The following is a 17,523-nucleotide window of genomic DNA, read 5'->3' as shown; positions in this document are numbered from 1 at the left end:
ACAAAGCAGTAATAACATAAAAAAAGTGAGTAGTTTTTTCATTGTTTATTTCTATTGTAATAAATTAATAATCGTTTGACCTTTCTTGCTTGTTGCCTGTACTAAAACGGTTCGTTCAAGCTCTAAATAAGCTAAATCAATTTCAAGATCTGCACTTGGCAAAATACCGTTAGCTTGCTGCGGCCACTCAATTAAACAAATTGCTCGTGAAGAAAAATATTCACGAATTCCCATAAACTCTAGCTCTTCTGGGTCACAAAGCCGGTACAAATCAAAATGATAAACTGAAAAATTATCAAATTGATACTGTTCTACTAACGTATAAGTTGGGCTTTTTACATTACCAACATGTCCTAATTGCTGTAAAAAACCACGACTAAACGTCGTTTTACCGGCACCAAGATCACCAATTAAATAGATAACAATTGTATCATCATGCTCAGATAAATAGTTTAAACACAGTTTGGCAAGTTTACTACCAAACAAAATAGTTTGTTGCTCATCGCTTAAAATAATTGGTTTCATGATGAATTCTTTGCTCAATAAATAGTTCTCATTATATACTAATAACCATCAAAGATGTACTAACCAAGATAAGCTTGGCTTTGTAAAAAACTTATCAGGAAATACTACGTTTTAGTATAAGAAGTAAAAATAATGCTACATACTATATCAACAACAAATCAATCAACCATAAATCCACAATTAATATCAGCTCAAGACGCCGTATTATTCTGGCAAAATGGTGTTTTTCTAGCTCTAAAAAACAACTCATTATTGAATGATATTATGAACAAAACCGAGCATTGCTATATTATAAACAGCGATATAGAAGCTCGAGGACTAAAAAAAATGATTGATTCAAGACTTAAAGTTATTAATATACAACAAGTTGTTGAACTTACAGCTAACAATTATCCCCAAATAAACTGGGAGTAACAATAGCGCTTAAAACTTATTATTATAACGATTTAAAAGCTAAATAATACCAATTTACAAAACCTACGACCTAGGGTTAATATAAATCACATTTATACTCAGCTCATATTCAAATTTAATGGCTAATTTATTAACTTTACCAGAAATCAATAATTGTTTAAAAAATGGCGAAGTAATTGCTTACCCTACTGAAGCCGTTTTTGGTTTAGGTTGTGATCCTGATTGTGAATTAGCCGTATTAAAGCTATTACAACTAAAACACCGTTCAGTGGATAAAGGCTTGATTTTAATTGCTAGTCATTACCAACAACTGATTCCCTATATAGATGAATTAGCTATCACTAATGAACAAAAACAGTTAGCACTTACTAACTGGCCAGGACCTATTACTTGGATTTTTCCTAAAAATAAAAAAACCCCCTACTTTTTGACGGGTAAATTTGACTCAATTGCAGTGCGGGTCACCAGTCATCCCTTAGTTTGTAAACTATGCGATCTTTATGGCAAACCGATAGTTTCAACCAGTGCTAATCTTTCTAACCGTGAACCTTGTAAAACAGCCATCGAAGTAGCCAAACAGTTTGGCCAGAATTTTCCGATTTTAGAAGGCGAAACAGGCCATCGAGCGCAACCATCCGAAATTAAAGACATCAAAACAGGGCGAATCATTCGACAAGGATAAAATTATGCAAAATTTATATATTGGTGTGATGTCAGGAACCAGCATGGATGGAATTGATATTGCTATAGTTAATATTATTGGAAAGAATATCACATCAATAGCTAGTAGTTGTTACCCAATGCCCACCGACTTAAAGCAGCAATTATTAACATTATGTGAAACAAAGCAAACCACATTACAAAATCTGGGTGAATTAGACCATCAGCTTGGTAGGTTATTTGCCGATAGTATCAATCAATTTTTAAAAGACAATAAAATAGATAAACAACAAGTAAAAGCAATTGGTTGCCACGGGCAAACTATTTACCATGCACCAAACGGTGAAAATCCATTTACCTTACAAATTGGCGATGCCAATATTATCGCTGCAAAAACAGGAATCACCACCATTGCCGATTTTCGTCGAAAAGATATGGCATATGGAGGGCAAGGAGCACCGCTGGTACCCGCTTTTCATAAAGCGGTACTACAAGATCCACAAATTAATCGTGTAGTATTAAATATAGGAGGAATTAGTAACATTTCAGTATTAATTCCTAACCATCCTACTATTGGTTACGATACAGGACCGGGGAACGTACTACTTGATTGCTGGATAAATCAAAATCTAGGTAAAAGTTATGATAAAGATGGACTGTGGGCAAAAAAAGGAAAAGTTAGCCAAGACTTATTGAATAAATTATTTAATGAAGATTATTTCAAAATACCAGCACCTAAAAGTACAGGACGTGAGTTATTTAATTTACCTTGGTTACATAAAAAACTTACTCATAGCCAATTACCGCCTCAAGATATACAAGCAACATTAATTGAATTTACGGCTTCATCTATTGAGCGTGAAATTAATAAATTAACTATTGAAAAACAATTACCTTGTCAGTTACTAGTTTGTGGTGGGGGAGCAAAAAACCCGATTATTATGCAAAGATTAACAGAATTACTACCAAACTGGCAGGTTATGGCAACAGATGAAATAGGAATAAATAGTAATGATATGGAAGCAATCGCTTTTGCTTGGCTTGCTTATTGCCGAATAAATCATATTCCTTCGAATATTCCTAAAGTTACCGGAGCTAGCCAAGCAGTATATTTGGGGGTGATATATCAATAATTACTGCAATTAATCCAAAGATTTTGATTGCTTATTGAAACCAATCAATTCTGATATTTTTGCCGCAGATTGGCTAATTTCACTAACCTGTTTCGCTTCTTCTTCCGCCGTATTACATCTAAAAATAGATGTTGATAAACTCAATGCTGCAATGATATTACCTAAGCGATTATAAATCGGCACTGCAAAACATCGTAATCCAAGCTCAGATTCTTCATCATCTTTACCATATCCACAACGTTTAACTTCATCAAGTTCTAATAAAAAAGCCTCTTTGCTAGTAATCGTTTTTGGTGTATACCTTACAAAATCAATATTATTAACCAAGTTCTTTTTGCTTTCATCGTCTAACCAAGCTAATAAAACTTTACCGAGCCCGCTAGCGTGAATTGCAGCTTGATTACCAATTTTAGAAGTTAAACAAAGACTATATTGTTCGGAAGCAACTTTATTAACATAGATTATTTGATCACCTTCACGAACAGCTAAATGGATAGTTTCTTTAGTTTTATCCCGTAATTTTCTCATTTCCAAATCAGCAATAGCCAAAAAATTTTGGTGATAAAGTACTCGGTTACCTAAATCAAGAAGTTTCAAATTCAATGAATACTTGTCTGAATCTTCTTCTTGATTAACGTAACCTAACGATTTCATAGTTTGTAAAAAACGATAAGCTGTGCTTTTGGGCATCATTACTTTTTGCGATAATTCTGATATTGCAATGTCTTTTGACTCAGATAAAGCCTCTAAAATCCCAAAAACTTTCAAAACTGAAGCAACGGATTCTGGTGAACTATCGTTCATGATAAGCACATCTCCTTACAATAATTAGTCATTATTTAATTATAAAATGATAAATTAGAACGAACTAAAATTCTCGAAATTATATCATATATAATCATGACTAGTTACTAGCTATTTTATAAAAAATCCAATCTTTGCGGAGTAAACATATCAATTAATACGCCAGCCTGTTTACAAACACAACCATGTTCAATATTTGGTTTCTTATATAAAGTATCACCAGCACGAACAATTTTAGTTTCATTACCAATAGTAAATTCAAATTCACCTGATAAAACATACGTTAATTGTTCATGTGGGTGATGATGCATAATACCAATTGCACCAGCTTCAAAATGAACTTCAACTGCCATCAAATTCCCATCATGAGCTAATATCTTACGTTTAACACCACTACCTAAATCAATTAATTCACAATCTGAATTAAAACAAAACATACAGATCTCCTAAATATTTAAAACATTAAAGAGATAATAAAGCAAAAACTTTTTATCTCTTATATCAGTCAATTTTGGTTAGTATTCAATTAAGGCTGTTTACCGATATATGCTAAAATACCGCCATCAACATACAAAATGTGACCATTAACAAAATTTGATGCATCAGATGCTAAAAAAACAGCCGCTCCAGCTAAATCATCTGGAGTACCCCAACGGCCGGCAGGTGTTTTAGCAATAATGAACTGATCAAATGGGTGACGAGATCCATCAGCTTGTTTTTCACGTAATGGCGCCGTTTGTGGTGTAGCAATATAACCAGGACCAATACCATTACATTGAATATTAGCGCTTCCAAATTCAGAACAAATGTTTTTGGTTAACATTTTTAAACCGCCTTTGGCTGACGCATATCCTACTACTGTTTCTCGCCCTAACTCACTCATCATAGAACAAATATTAATAATTTTTCCGCTACCTTTTTTGATCATAGACGGCAATACTGCTTTTGCCATAATAAACTGACCTGTTAAATCAATATCAATAATTTTTCTATAATCAGCGGCACTGGTTTCCAACATTGATTTACGTTGAATAATCCCAGCATTATTCACCAAAATATCAATCACACCATGTTGTTGTTCAATTTGTGCAATAGCTTTTTCAACGGATTTTTCATCAGTAATATCAAATAAATATCCGTGTGCGTTAATACCTTCAGCTTTATATGAATCAAGCCCTTTCTGTAAATTTTCAGGTACAACATCATTAAATACGATTTTTGCCCCAGCTGAAGCAAGGGATTTGGCAATTTCAAAACCAATACCGTAAGAAGCACCAGTAACAAGTGCAACTTTATTTTCAAGTGAAAATTTATTTAAAATCGACATAGTTATTTCTCCATTATATTTATGACGAACAAAACAGGGGCTATCACATTTCTTTTAAAATATTAGCAGGTACTTTTGTTAAATAAAGAGCAGGCTCATCTTGCGCATCACACGAGTATAAAACATATTGATTATCAGGCGAAAACGATGGATGAGGATGAGTCACTTGGCGATCGCCATCTAATACTCGCCAAGAGCTATTATGTTTGACTAATTTATGAGCCGTTTTAGTTTTAGGCGCCAAAATATATAACCAAGGGTCATTTTCAATTTTATAACTACTGGTATCAACTACATCCACAGGACTTCCTGTTCCGTCACCAATATAAAGAGAACCATCAAAGTTACTCATTAAATGTGAGCAAGCAGGCATTTCCATAATTTCTTTATCTTCATTAGTAACAGGATTATAAAGACGAATATAACGCTCTTGCTTATGTTTTATATATGAAACATAAGCAAGCCCAGATCCATTCGGAACCCAAAACTCGTGAGTACAACTTTCACCAGCCAAATTATCATGAACTTTACGTTCATTTTTACCATCACGATCCACTAACCATATTCTTGCATCCACTAAGTCATGAGGTCCTTCATGACAGAAGGCAACGGTATTATCATCAAAAGGCCTAAAAATAGGATGTCCTAACCAAACATTTTGGTCAATAACGGTTGTAGAGACACCAGTTACTATATCAATTTTGATCAAACGACAATGTGGATTTTTACTATAAAATGCTTTAAAAATGTTCCAATCAGTTAACGGCGTCCAGTCTTTTTTATCAATTTCAATACCAACAATCTCAGTACAATCACTATTGGCCACCCAAGTACCATAACCAACCCATTGTTCAGGTACAGTATAAACATTTTTTTCTTCTAAAGTTTCGAGGTTTACTTGTTGTAAATTCCGTTCATTTTTAACGTAATATAGAAATTTATCGTCAGGAGATAAAAAACCACCAAAAGTATTATCACCAGATCCTTCCGTTAGTTGTTTTGCTGTCTGGTTTTCAATATCAAGTAAATAATAGTTACGATTAGTGTCAAATTCTCCGGCGAAAAGAATTTTTTTTCCATCATTTGTAAAACATTTTTGGTAAAAATAATTACGATGACATAAAACTCCTTCAGGTGTTAAACGAATAATTTCATTTTTTGAATCATCATCAATAAAAGAAGAAAATGATAATTTTACAATATTCCCTTTAGCCATATAAACTCCCTAAATTTAAAAAAAATTAAAAGAATAAAAGACGTTAAATTATTATTTTTGGCTATAGTAATATAAAAAAAGAGATGGTTTTGTGACTTTTATCACATTGCAATAAATTTATTAAAACATCATTTTATTTTAGTTAAAAAATTGATATATTTTTTTTATAGCTTATAATAAAAACAAAATATATTAATAACAATAACAAAAACTGTTTTTTTATAATTTGTTATTACTTAAAAAATAGAGGTAAATCATGAAAATAGCACTAATGAATGAATTTAGCCAAGCGGCTAAAAATCCAATTATTCTAAATGAATTAAAAAATGTAACTGAAAAACATGGACATACTGTTTTCAATGTAGGAATGGATGGTGACAACGACAACAAATTAACTTACGTTCATTTAGGCATTATTAGCGCTATCTTATTAAATAGTAAAGCGGTTGACTTTGTTATTACCGGCTGTGGTACAGGACAAGGAGCTCTTATGGCGTTAAATGCTTTTCCTGGTGTTAACTGTGGTTACTGTATTGAACCAACTGATGCTTATTTATTTGCTCAAGTTAATAATGGTAATGCATTATCACTGGCCTTTGCCAAAGGTTTCGGCTGGGGAGCTGAGCTTAATGCACGTTATATTTTTGAAAAAGCATTTGAAGGTGAAAAAGGTTTAGGTTATCCACCTGAGCGTCGTGAATCACAAAATGCGAATGCTATCATTTTAAACGAAATGAAAAATGCTGCAGGTAAAAGCTTAATTGAATCATTAAAATCCATTGATCAATCATTACTTAAAGATGCAATCAAAGGTGAGCGTTTCCAAAAATGTCTATTTGAAAACAGCCAAGATCCTCAAATTACAGCCTACATCAAAAGCTTATTAGATTAATTAGCGTTATTTTGCCATTTCAAAAAGTAATTTCGATTGCAAGAAATGGCAAATAATAAACTTACCATAATCACATTAACTATATAAAAAACTATTAAACTTATTTATCCCCACAGTTAGGTAGTTATAAAACACTAAATGTGAGTAAATTCACAAAAATTAACTATAACTTAATAATATTACTAAATAAAAAAATTTTAGCGAAACCACTGTTGAATAATTATCTCAATGAAAAGCACTAAACCTAATAATAGGCTTAGCGCTAAGCTTTAACACTAATTATATTTAACAAAGTGTTTATCAATTAATTCTTTTAATGCTTTTGGTAAAACTATATTTCCGTATTGATCTCGTGTAATTGTAAATTCAACATCATCTTTCCACAATTGATTACGGGTCACAGATTGAAAATCTTTTACATTGACTTGTGGTCCCAAAGAATCTTCAATTACTGATTGCCAGCTATCACGAATAGAATAGTTATGTTCAAAAGTAACAACCGGCTTTAAAAAAGTATATGGATTAGCACGTAAAATATAATTATATCTTGCACTATTAATAGCTATATTATTATTAATACTATAAGAACCAGTATTAAAATTATCAGAAAAACCATCCATATTGTTATTTAACGCTATAGAATTAATAATTTTATGGTTAACTGGTTGCCCTTCTGCACCTAATTTAAAACCATTACCAATACTACCTTTAGCAATATTTGGTTTAGAAAAAGGAAAACCATTAGAATAAGTAACAGAACTATCAATCAAAACAGGTTCATTAGGACCATCTTCAATTTTATTATACAAATCAAATCCATCATCTGTATTATTATGAGCAATACATCCTCTAAAAACATTGCCTTTTCCAACACCCAATTTTGCGGCAAAACCATCAGCATTTTTACCTGATTTATCCATATTATTATAAGAATCTGAATTCATAACTAAATTATAAGAAGGCCAAAATAGTCGATTTTTACTTTTAGCTGAAATAGCTAATCCTGTATCACTATTATTACGAGTGACAACTTGATCGATTATATTATGATTACCAGAAATTCTTAAATAAGCAGGTTTATTGTCTTTACCATCAATATTACCGTCAAAAATAACTTGTTTTATCGACCAATAAGAACTGTCCAAATCAAATGTTTTATTAATAAAAACAGCTTTATGTTTATTCATCGCCTCAATAGTTTTAAATTTTCCAGGTAAACCACTTAATGTTGCAGGAATAGTTACACCATCATAATAACCATCCATTAAATAAATCACCCCATTGGGTTCAATACTATTAATTGCTGTTTGTAAATCAACAGGTGATTGTTTTGTTCCCTTATTGTTATTTTTACCTGTCGGTGAAACAATAATATTAGATAAGTTTTCAATAGTTGATTTACCCAAATTTATAGTAAAGTTTTGGTTATTTTTTTTAGTTTGATCTTTAAATTCAACGCTAAAAGTATTACTTCCTTGTTTTAACTCAGTTGTAAATTGTAATAATTCACCAACTTTGGCATTAAGTGTTTTATTAAGCTCTTTTACAAAAACAGTACCAGAAGTATTTGGAAAAAATTGTAACGTATAGTCTTTATTGTATACCTCTTGCGGTGAAGATAATATTAAAGTGGGTTTAATATCCGCAATTACAGGTGGTTTCACTGGCAATTTATCATAATTAACATGTTCATTGCCAAGCGTTAAAGCAGAATTTTTAAATTCAACTTTAGCATTTCTAGAAGCAAAAAAACCGACATAAATATTCTCATTATCTTGTTGATTCATAAAACCAGAATAATCATTCATTTGCCATTTTTTTACTGTACCTGTTGTATTGTCCTTCATCTCTAACATGAATTTATCTGAAGTTCTTGTTAGGGTTAAATGCATATTTTTAACCTCAACATAATTCACGTTTTGAACATAATCATTTTTATTAATTGATATACCTTCATTACCCCAAGCTTTTATCACACCATCACGTACTAATGCTGTTACTTTTACTAAATCATCATTTCTTTTATTCTGCGTAATTAATGCATTCATAATTACATTCGAAGCATTAGGAAACTCCTCATAGCCAGCTGGCTGAGGCTCTTTTCTGGCAACGCCAATAGTATCTCGAGCAAATAAGCCAACCGCTTCTTGCGCTGCGGGAGTTTTACCATCAACTTCAGGGCCAATTTGTTCTAATGTCACATCACTTTCTAATGTAAAGGTCTGATCAACTGGAAGTTTAGTATAAAAAACAACCATCCCATCATGAGAGTTGGCAATTTTACCGCCTCTGCTTTCAAGATAAAAATCAGCAGGTAATTCATAAGTCTGGTTAGGAATTAAATATGATTTTTGACCTGCTATCCAAGCATTATTTATTCCTACTTTTTCAGGTTTAATAAGTGAAGCAAAATTTAAATCAGTTGATTGACCAAAAGCTACCACTTTCCATTCTTGTGCACCAGCAGTACCAACATAAAGCGCTGATATACAAAGCGCCGAAGTTAATATTTTTTTCATTATATATCCTAATTTTTGTTTATTTTGAATTATCAAAGTTTTCCATTACCAACTAACTTATTGTAATTATTAGTAAAATAACTAATATCATCTAAATGATATTGATAAGGAACAGACCAAGTAACGTTGTTATCAAAACCACAGGATGACAAATTAAGAGTTAGTTGATTAAATAAAGAATGACTATCACGGAGGTTATCGCCTTTGAACGACTTAGCAATTTTGCAGCTGTCTTTCAGACCATCAATCATAAACTGATTACTTTCAGAAATAACACTACTTTTAACGCCTAAACCTATTGAATAAAGATAAGGATAAGCTGTTTTTGACTGATAAACAGAGCCTTTAAACAAATTGTTATAAAGATGGATTTTGCCAAATCTTACTCTTGGTGCCCGTTGGCGAATATTAGAAAAAACATTATGATGCAGAGTGATATTTAATTTATTTCCATCTTGAGCTTCATTCTTATCACTATGGCCAATCAGCATGGTTTTATCATGGTTTTCAAATAAGCAATAAGAAATAGTAATAAAATCACTACCTCGCTTAATATCTAATAAACCATCATGCTGAACATATTTCCATCCGTCTTTTTCTAGGTACTTATCATCGGTGAATTGACCATCAGTAAAAGTCACATGATCAATCCAAACATAAGTTGAAGTAATAATGTTAATACCATCCCATTCAGCATTCCATCCATCACCCGTTTCAAATTTTGGTTCAATATCAACCGGCGCTTCAATTTTCAAATTACGAATAATGACATTATTTACCTTAGACAGCACTATCGAACCATTGATAAAGCCAGCATTATCACCAATACCAATTAATGTTGTATTACTAGGAATATTTATTAAGGATCGTGACTTTTGATCTTCAAAGTTTTTATATGGCTTATTATCACTAAGATCAATTTTCCCAACGACTTGAATAATACGCGGCTGATCTTTATTTATCATGATCGCATCCAAAAGATCTTTTTTATTGCTTACCAAAAAGATCATATTTTTATTAGCTTGAGATCCACCGATCGTTCCGCTATTTTTCTTTAAATCATAGCTACCAAACCCTCCTATTGGAGCAACATCAAGAGCTTGTTTAACTTTTATTTGTGCAGGCAATAAAGCATGGCTTGTTGAAGCATATAAATTTATAGCAAAAGAAATAAAAATGACTACCATTAATTTTTTCATTTAATAAATACCTTACTTTTTATTGATTGACCTGACTTTGATCAATAACGACGCCTTTTTTTAAGGTAAAATAATGGTTAATAGCATTAGCTATAATTTTAGCTATTGCTAATGCACCTTTTTCTTGAAAATGAGTCGTATCAGGATGATCAATTACTCCTGAAGACTGTGTTTTGTAGTACGGAAATTTTGGATCATTAGGATCAACAACCAGCCAGTAAGATTGCCAATCATTTTTATGTTGATTAGCAAATTCAATACTTAATGACTCTACATCTATTAAAGCAACTTTATTAACTTTAGCCGTATATTTTATTGTTTGAGAATAATCCCCCCAGTAAGCAAAACCTAATTTATTACTCGTATAATGAGTATGGCTAACTGGATCTATACTTTGATTTTGAAAAGCAATTTTATTATTAGCATCGCGGAATCGTGTAACAGGAGTCATTAAAATTGGCGTCATTTGCTTCTGTTTAGCAAAATTAATATAGCGCTCAAGTGAAGTTTGAAAAGACATATTTTCATTATCAGCAGGAAACTGCTTACGATTATTTGCATCATTAGGATATGTACATAAATGGCTTACATCGGCCTGTCCTCGCTTGGTATTACTTGAATCACATTTTTCATCATTATGACCAAAAGCGATGATCATATAATCACCTTTTTTCATTAACGGAGCCATTAAATCAAACCATCCTTCATCATAAAAACTACGACTAGAACGTCCCGATTGAGCACCATTTATCACCACAATATTGGCACTTTTATCAATAAACTGATCAAAAACCTGCCCCCACCCCATTCTCGGATAGACTTTAGCATCATAATGAGAAGCTGTTGAATCACTAAGAATAAATATCCTTTTTTGAGCATTAATATTTTCATTTTTTTGCTCAACAACGAGTCCATAATCAAAAATAGATTGCTCACTAATAGGCTTAAAACGCATATCCAATAGCACTGTAGCCCCAACTTGCCCACTAGAAGAATCATACCCTCGATTAAAAATAATTAAATCAAATAAACGATTTATATTAGGATCACTTCCACTCACAGGATCAAATAATTGATCAGTAATCCCAACTTGTTGCAATGCATGATTAAACCTTATATAAAATTTCTGCCTTGCTTTGATTAAAATATCATCGCTTATAGTTGAAAAAACACCACTCTCAATCAACTGTTCTGGACCAATAAAAGACATTTGGTTAGCAACTTCACTTACAAAATAATCTGTAAATGGGTTAATATTAGCTGTATTAACCTTATCTTTTTGTAATACATTAACTAATGATGTAATACAATTACCAGCACATCTTCCTTTTTGCCCACCTCTATGAAGTAAATTATTATCAGAAAACAAAACTAATGGTGCAGATAATTGTGAAATATCTTGCTGATAAAATCCTTGTTCATCAGTCGTAGTAGTTAAGGTTTTATTATTTACATCACGAATTATCACTGATGCATTAGCAACAGGTTTATTAACATAAACATAGCCTTGTAATAACGTACTAGCAATAGCTTGGTTTCCTGAAAAAGCAAAAATTAAAAGGCTTAAAATTGATTTTTTTATCATAGCTACACCACAAATACATATTTTATTATTGTTTATATCACTAAAATAAGTAACTTAATCCAAGAGCTAACTTTGTTTCTCTGGCACTAGAATGTACTTTTTTAGCAATATCTTCCGCAGCAAAATTAATTTGCCAATCTTTTGTGGCTTGCCAATTAATATCTACTTCTTGTTGATAATCATATTTTTTATCATTTTGTAATACATAATTACCCTTTAGATATGAAAAGCGATATCCTATATTCCAATCAGGAGATAAAACATAATGAGCTCCAATATCAAAACGATTACGTGAACGATTATCAACATAACCTTGAACACTATCTTCTCGTTTATTACGGGAAACTTTACGATACTCAAATCGATATTGGCCATAAAATGAAAGATCGTTGTTTGATAACCAAGTTAATTTCAATGCTGGTGCGTATCGCATACCTGGTCGTTGTGAATCACTAACATCACCTAATTGATAATGAGGAATATTTTCTTTGCTTTTAGCTTTATATCCACCACCGGAATAAAATCTTACTTCCATATTTGGTGTTAAAATCCAATTATCAGCAAGATAGAAATTATAACCACCATATATTTGATAATAGTTTGAAACTAAATCATCAAAAAAGACTCTATCCTTCAATTGATTATAAGTTGTTACCCCAATACCAAGATAACCTTGCTTATCAAAGTCAAGATGCAAACCAAAATTATCACTATGATAACGAGAGCTTAAACCATAATTATGAACATATTTAAAATAAGTTTTATAAGTAAAATTAGACTCTGTATTATTTGATTTTCCAAAAGCGTAATTAAAACCGACTTTAAATTTTGCTTGTCGAGTATCAGTTGTTTTGTTTTTGGAAACATCAGAAATAGAAAAATATGGGCGAAGCAATTTTGAGTAGTTATAAGTTACTTTAAATTCTTGTTCATAATCTGTTTTTTTATTGTTATAAGCCTTATATTTATTTTTGACTAATTCATTTTTCAATGCCTTATATGATTGATTGGTAAAGTCACCAATATAGTAATTAAAGGTATAGGCAAGATTAAATGCCTTTATTCCTGAATAAGCTAATGCCCAATCTAAACGATGCCTTCCTGTATTACTACTTGAAATATATTTAACTTCATTACCGGAAATTTTTGCAATTTTATACCGCTCTGCTTGAGATATTTTTTTCCATTCATAGCGGTAACGCAAACTACTTGACCAATCACTATTGAATTTATAGCTATACTTCAAACCAGGTTGATAAAGGGTTAAATCTTTACCAAACCCTAACTCTAATGCAGGAATTAATGCCCCCCAACCATTAGGAAGACCAAATGTTTTTTGGATCACAACTCCACCTGAACCACCATACATATCATCATATAAAACATCACGTTTATTTCCACCACCTTCATTCACACCAAATTTAAATTCATATTGCCAATTATCATCCGTTTTATGGATTAACTTTAAAGTATCAGCATGAATCCTATCCATTGACTTCCAGTTATGTTCATATTGAAAAGTAGTTTGACCTGGGCCAGCAAATGCATATACCGAAAATGTTGAAATAAATATCATTAAAGAAATTTTTTTTAATTTTATTTTCCCCATTACCATTACCTTATTTTTAGTTTTTTTATTTTTGAAATATTGTTTTATATTTTTTATGTTTTTAATAAATTTTTCTGTTAATAAGATCACAGTTTAGAAAAACAATCAGTGTTTTTTTGTAACTCAATGATATATATAAATTTATTTAAAATAAAAGAATAAATTAATCCCTAAAAAATAAATAATTTGTTACCAATATCACATTTCTAAAAAAAAATTAAAGTAAATTTTAATAAATTTAGTATCCTTTAAGCAATATTTTTAAAACGTCATTTCATTATTAAAGGAAAGTAATTTATGGCTGACAATCAAAAAAAAATAACCACACTAACTCGATTTTCGTATGGTAGTGGTAACTTAATAGGAAGTGGTGCGCTGGCTATTAGTGCTGCTTGGCTACTTTACTTTTATACAACTTTTTGTGACCTCTCGGCTTTTCAAGCAACATTAATATTTTCAATAGCAACCTATTTAGATGTTATCTTAAATCCATTGATGGGGTTTATTACCGATAATTTTAATCATACCAAACTAGGACGTCGTTTTGGACGTCGTCGGTTTTTCATCTTATTAGCAATCCCTTGTATGATTATTTACCCGTTACTATGGGTTGATGGAATGAACTTTTGGTACTACTTAACAACCTATATTCTATTTGAGTTCATTTATACAATGATAATGATTCCATACAACACATTACCAGTAGAAATGACCAAAAACTTTGATCAAAGAACCTATTTAGCAGGTTCAAAAGCGATGTTTGGTAAAGTTGCAAACTTCTTAGCGGCAGCAATACCGGGTATATTTTTCTATCTATTCAATGGTAAAGACTCACCATTACCATTCTTACTTACCGGTATTACCTATGCCACTATTATGGCTATAGCACTTATTTTACTATATACCAATAGTTGGGAAAAATCTGTTGATGAAATAGAAGACGAAACAACATCTGGTCTTTGGGAAAGTATAATTAAATTATTTTCTGACGTATTTTCAACATTCCGCTTAAAAACATTCAGAAACCATTTAGGCATGTACTTATTCGGTTTTGGTGCTGAATGGTTGTTCGCTGCAACATTTACCTATTTTGTGGTTTTCAATTTAGGTCAACCAAAAACATTTGTATCAGAAATGAATAGTTTAAGTAGTATATGCCAGTTAATTTCGACTGCATTTTTTATGGCATGGTGTGTAAAACGCGGATTCAAACGTCCTTTTGTAATTGCTATATTAATCGTTATATCTTCTGTAATTGGTTATATTGGTATCTACTACTTTAATATGCCAAATATAACTTGGATTGTTGTTGGTATCACAATTTGGTTTGGATTAGGTACTGGTGGGGTTTATTACATTCCTTGGAGTGTTTATACATTTCTAGCAGATATTGATGAAGTATTAACTGGAAGGCGCCGTGAAGGTATCTACGCAGGTGCAATGACCATGGCTGGTAAACTAATGCGAGCAACAATTGTTTTTATTCTAGGACTCGTATTGAAGTTTTCTGGATTTGTCTCAGGGGTCAACAGTGTACAACCACAAAGTGCCGTAGATGCCATCAACTTAGTAATGATTGTTGGGGTATGTGGAATGGCCATTTTAGGTATTATATTTACATACCGCATGAAATTAGATAAATCTACTCACGCACAAATTATTCAAGAACTAGAAAGACTGAAAAATGGTGGTAAAAAACAAGATGCAACACCAGAAATAAGAAACTTAGTCAAAGAACTAACGGGATATGACTATGACAACTGCTTTGGCAATAATAATGTTGGTTTTAAGCATCACTAACAATAAATAAAATCTAACTATAAAAATCATCTAATTGTTAATATTAGATGATTTTTTTTAAATAGAAAATTAAATCAATCCAAATTTTTTCAATGCATTAGCAATGCCATCATTATCATTGGTATCTGTCACAAATTCAGCTTTATCTTTTAATTCATCAACAGCATTCCCCATAGCAATAGGATGATCAACCGTTAAAAACATTTCAAAATCATTCATTCCATCACCAAAAGCATAAGTTGGTACATCAGTAAACCCCTTATTTTGTAATAGTTTAGTAATACCATTACCTTTAGAACCACCATGATTAAAGACATCAACGCAATAAGGCGTATTACGAATAAATGTTAATTCAGGAAACCTATCCCGATAATTTGACTCACCTTGTTCACATAACAATAACAGCATTTGGATTGGCTCTCTTAAATAGATTTCATGATCAATAAGCGGGACTTCTTGTTTTAAATAATTATAAAAGGTCTTAGTTGGCAGGCTATCTTCTGAAACTCGCATCTTTTGATAATTATAAAATGAAAGCGGTATATTCATTTCATGTTTAGAAAATTCATAAATTCTTGCGATAACATTTTTATCAATACTATTAGTATAAACCAATTCCTTTTCGTAAATAACTACTTGCCCATTCATACCAATAATAGAATCAATCTTAGTTTTTTCTATTAAACCAGTAACTTCACAAGGTGTTCTACCACTTGCAATTATTGGTGCTATATTATTTTGTCTTAATTTTTTTATGGCTTCAAGAGAACTGAGGGATACATCAATTTGACTATTAAATAATGTTCCATCTAAATCAAAAAAAACGATAGCTTCAGGTTTTTTAATCATATTACAAATCCAAAATATGTTTAATAAAGGGGATAGTTAACTTACGTTGTTGCGCAAGCGTAGCTACTTCAAACTTTTCCAACAAAGAAAACAGTGTACGCATATCACGATTAACGCGCTTTAATAAAAATAACCCAACTTCTGTTGATAATTCAAACCCACTTAGTTGTGCTCTTAATTGTAAAGCTTTAAGCTTATCATCATCGCTAAGCTCTTTTAATTGATAAACTTGTCCCCAAGATAATCTAGAAACTAAATCAGGTAATATAAAAGAAATTTGTTTAGGTGGTGCATTTGCAGTTATTAATAATTTGCTCACATTTTTTTCAGTCAACCGATTGAATAAATCAAAAATAGCCTCTTCCCAATATTTATGACCTGCTATTGCATCAATATCATCTAAACAAACCAAATCGTAATTATCTAGTCCCTGTAATATTTCTGGCACTAAGTGATAATACTGTTTTAATGGAATATAACTAGCTAACTTATGTTGGCTTGAGGCATGTAAAAGGTGAGTTCGACCCGCAGCACTAGCCGACCATATATAAAAGACATTAAAACCCTCTTTACTTAGTAAAGTTTGTAATGAATCAAACAATAATCGATTATCACCTACATAAAAACTATCAAAAGTCTCATTATTAGGTAACAAAAATGGCAAAGGCAGCTGCGAAAGAGTAATAAAATAACCTCATTATAAAAATACAATTATGTTAAGTATAAATTTGCTTTTATAAAAATCAATAAGTTTTATAGAAAAGAAAAATATCCTACACTCTAAATTATCTACCCCATACTTTTAAGTCACACAAATACAAGTTAATTTACCCATTAATAAAAAATAAAGATAAGCTAAACTAAATAATTTTAATTAAAAAAATATAATTTAATAACTTTAAACTTTATAGAATCATTTTGAGCACATAATAAGATCATAAAATAGTAAACCACTCACCTAAGTATAAAATAAAACCAATAAAAGTTAAAA

General features: G+C 31.3%; 16 protein-coding genes. 5 read left to right on the top strand and 11 right to left on the bottom strand.

All coding sequences use genetic code 11. From position 1 onward, the window contains the following. Positions 1 to 51: 51 nt before the first annotated feature. Positions 52 to 525: a tRNA (adenosine(37)-N6)-threonylcarbamoyltransferase complex ATPase subunit type 1 TsaE gene (tsaE, locus tag GQ596_RS09245; protein WP_160401391.1), complete on the bottom strand. Its 474-nt coding sequence runs from the start codon at positions 523 to 525 to the stop codon at positions 52 to 54. A gap of 132 nt (positions 526 to 657) precedes the next feature. Here tsaE and tusB point away from each other — a divergent pair, with 132 nt between their 5' ends. The 3 genes from tusB (at position 658) to GQ596_RS09230 (ending at position 2,732) form a co-directional block, all read left to right on the top strand. Next, positions 658 to 939: a sulfurtransferase complex subunit TusB gene (tusB, locus tag GQ596_RS09240; RefSeq protein ID WP_160401390.1), complete on the top strand. Its 282-nt coding sequence runs from the start codon at positions 658 to 660 to the stop codon at positions 937 to 939. Between the two features lie 118 nt (positions 940 to 1,057). Next, complete coding sequence (locus GQ596_RS09235) at positions 1,058 to 1,621, top strand: Sua5/YciO/YrdC/YwlC family protein (protein WP_160401389.1); 564 nt, start codon at positions 1,058 to 1,060, stop codon at positions 1,619 to 1,621. Positions 1,622 to 1,625: 4 nt separating this feature from the next. Further along, positions 1,626 to 2,732, top strand: coding sequence for an anhydro-N-acetylmuramic acid kinase (locus tag GQ596_RS09230; RefSeq protein ID WP_160401388.1), 1,107 nt, complete (start codon positions 1,626 to 1,628; stop codon positions 2,730 to 2,732). A gap of 9 nt (positions 2,733 to 2,741) precedes the next feature. Here the strand turns inward: GQ596_RS09230 and kdgR are convergent, their stop codons facing one another. The 4 genes from kdgR to GQ596_RS09210 all read right to left on the bottom strand — a co-directional run bounded on the left by kdgR (position 2,742) and on the right by GQ596_RS09210 (position 6,079). After that, entirely contained in the window at positions 2,742 to 3,536 is a 795-nt protein-coding gene (kdgR, locus tag GQ596_RS09225; RefSeq protein WP_160401387.1) for a DNA-binding transcriptional regulator KdgR, read from the bottom strand. A gap of 116 nt (positions 3,537 to 3,652) precedes the next feature. Next, positions 3,653 to 3,973, bottom strand: coding sequence for a cupin domain-containing protein (locus GQ596_RS09220; protein ID WP_160401386.1), 321 nt, complete (start codon positions 3,971 to 3,973; stop codon positions 3,653 to 3,655). 89 nt (positions 3,974 to 4,062) lie between these two features. After that, positions 4,063 to 4,857, bottom strand: coding sequence for a gluconate 5-dehydrogenase (locus GQ596_RS09215; RefSeq protein ID WP_160401405.1), 795 nt, complete (start codon positions 4,855 to 4,857; stop codon positions 4,063 to 4,065). A gap of 49 nt (positions 4,858 to 4,906) precedes the next feature. Beyond that, complete coding sequence (locus tag GQ596_RS09210; protein ID WP_160401385.1) at positions 4,907 to 6,079, bottom strand: oligogalacturonate lyase family protein; 1,173 nt, start codon at positions 6,077 to 6,079, stop codon at positions 4,907 to 4,909. 256 nt (positions 6,080 to 6,335) lie between these two features. On the opposite strand from GQ596_RS09210, the gene GQ596_RS09205 reads away from it, so the two are divergent. Next, positions 6,336 to 6,971 carry an RpiB/LacA/LacB family sugar-phosphate isomerase gene (locus GQ596_RS09205; protein WP_160401384.1) on the top strand — a complete coding sequence of 212 codons (636 nt, stop codon included), beginning with the start codon at positions 6,336 to 6,338 and terminating at the stop codon, positions 6,969 to 6,971. A gap of 275 nt (positions 6,972 to 7,246) precedes the next feature. Here the strand turns inward: GQ596_RS09205 and GQ596_RS09200 are convergent, their stop codons facing one another. Genes GQ596_RS09200 through GQ596_RS09185 form a run of 4 tightly spaced genes read right to left on the bottom strand, consistent with a single transcriptional unit; the run spans position 7,247 to position 13,883 of the window. Further along, positions 7,247 to 9,490, bottom strand: coding sequence for an exopolygalacturonate lyase (locus GQ596_RS09200; protein ID WP_160401383.1), 2,244 nt, complete (start codon positions 9,488 to 9,490; stop codon positions 7,247 to 7,249). 32 nt (positions 9,491 to 9,522) lie between these two features. Further along, positions 9,523 to 10,689, bottom strand: a complete 1,167-nt coding sequence (locus GQ596_RS09195; protein ID WP_202113786.1) for a polysaccharide lyase family 1 protein — start codon at positions 10,687 to 10,689, stop codon at positions 9,523 to 9,525. Between the two features lie 19 nt (positions 10,690 to 10,708). Then, positions 10,709 to 12,274 (bottom strand): SGNH/GDSL hydrolase family protein, encoded by a 1,566-nt coding sequence (locus GQ596_RS09190; RefSeq protein WP_160401382.1) that lies wholly within the window; start codon positions 12,272 to 12,274, stop codon positions 10,709 to 10,711. 40 nt (positions 12,275 to 12,314) lie between these two features. After that, positions 12,315 to 13,883, bottom strand: a complete 1,569-nt coding sequence (locus GQ596_RS09185; RefSeq protein WP_160401381.1) for an oligogalacturonate-specific porin KdgM family protein — start codon at positions 13,881 to 13,883, stop codon at positions 12,315 to 12,317. Between the two features lie 297 nt (positions 13,884 to 14,180). Between GQ596_RS09185 and GQ596_RS09180 the strand changes: the two genes are divergently transcribed. Next, entirely contained in the window at positions 14,181 to 15,683 is a 1,503-nt protein-coding gene (locus tag GQ596_RS09180; RefSeq protein WP_160401380.1) for an MFS transporter, read from the top strand. 69 nt (positions 15,684 to 15,752) lie between these two features. Here GQ596_RS09180 and GQ596_RS09175 read toward each other — a convergent pair whose 3' ends face one another. Further along, the gene (locus GQ596_RS09175; RefSeq protein ID WP_160401379.1) at positions 15,753 to 16,532 is read right to left on the bottom strand and encodes a Cof-type HAD-IIB family hydrolase; all 780 of its coding nucleotides are present in this window, start codon (positions 16,530 to 16,532) and stop codon (positions 15,753 to 15,755) included. A gap of 1 nt (position 16,533) precedes the next feature. Next, the gene (hda, locus tag GQ596_RS09170) at positions 16,534 to 17,217 is read right to left on the bottom strand and encodes a DnaA inactivator Hda (RefSeq protein ID WP_160401403.1); all 684 of its coding nucleotides are present in this window, start codon (positions 17,215 to 17,217) and stop codon (positions 16,534 to 16,536) included. Between the last annotated feature and the right edge of the window lie 306 nt (positions 17,218 to 17,523).

It is taken from the genome of Gilliamella sp. Pra-s60 (assembly GCF_009795755.1).
Taxonomy (GTDB): Bacteria; Pseudomonadota; Gammaproteobacteria; order Enterobacterales; family Orbaceae; genus Gilliamella.
Note: the sequence above shows the minus strand (reverse complement) of the source record. Positions and strands in the feature narration are given on the sequence as shown.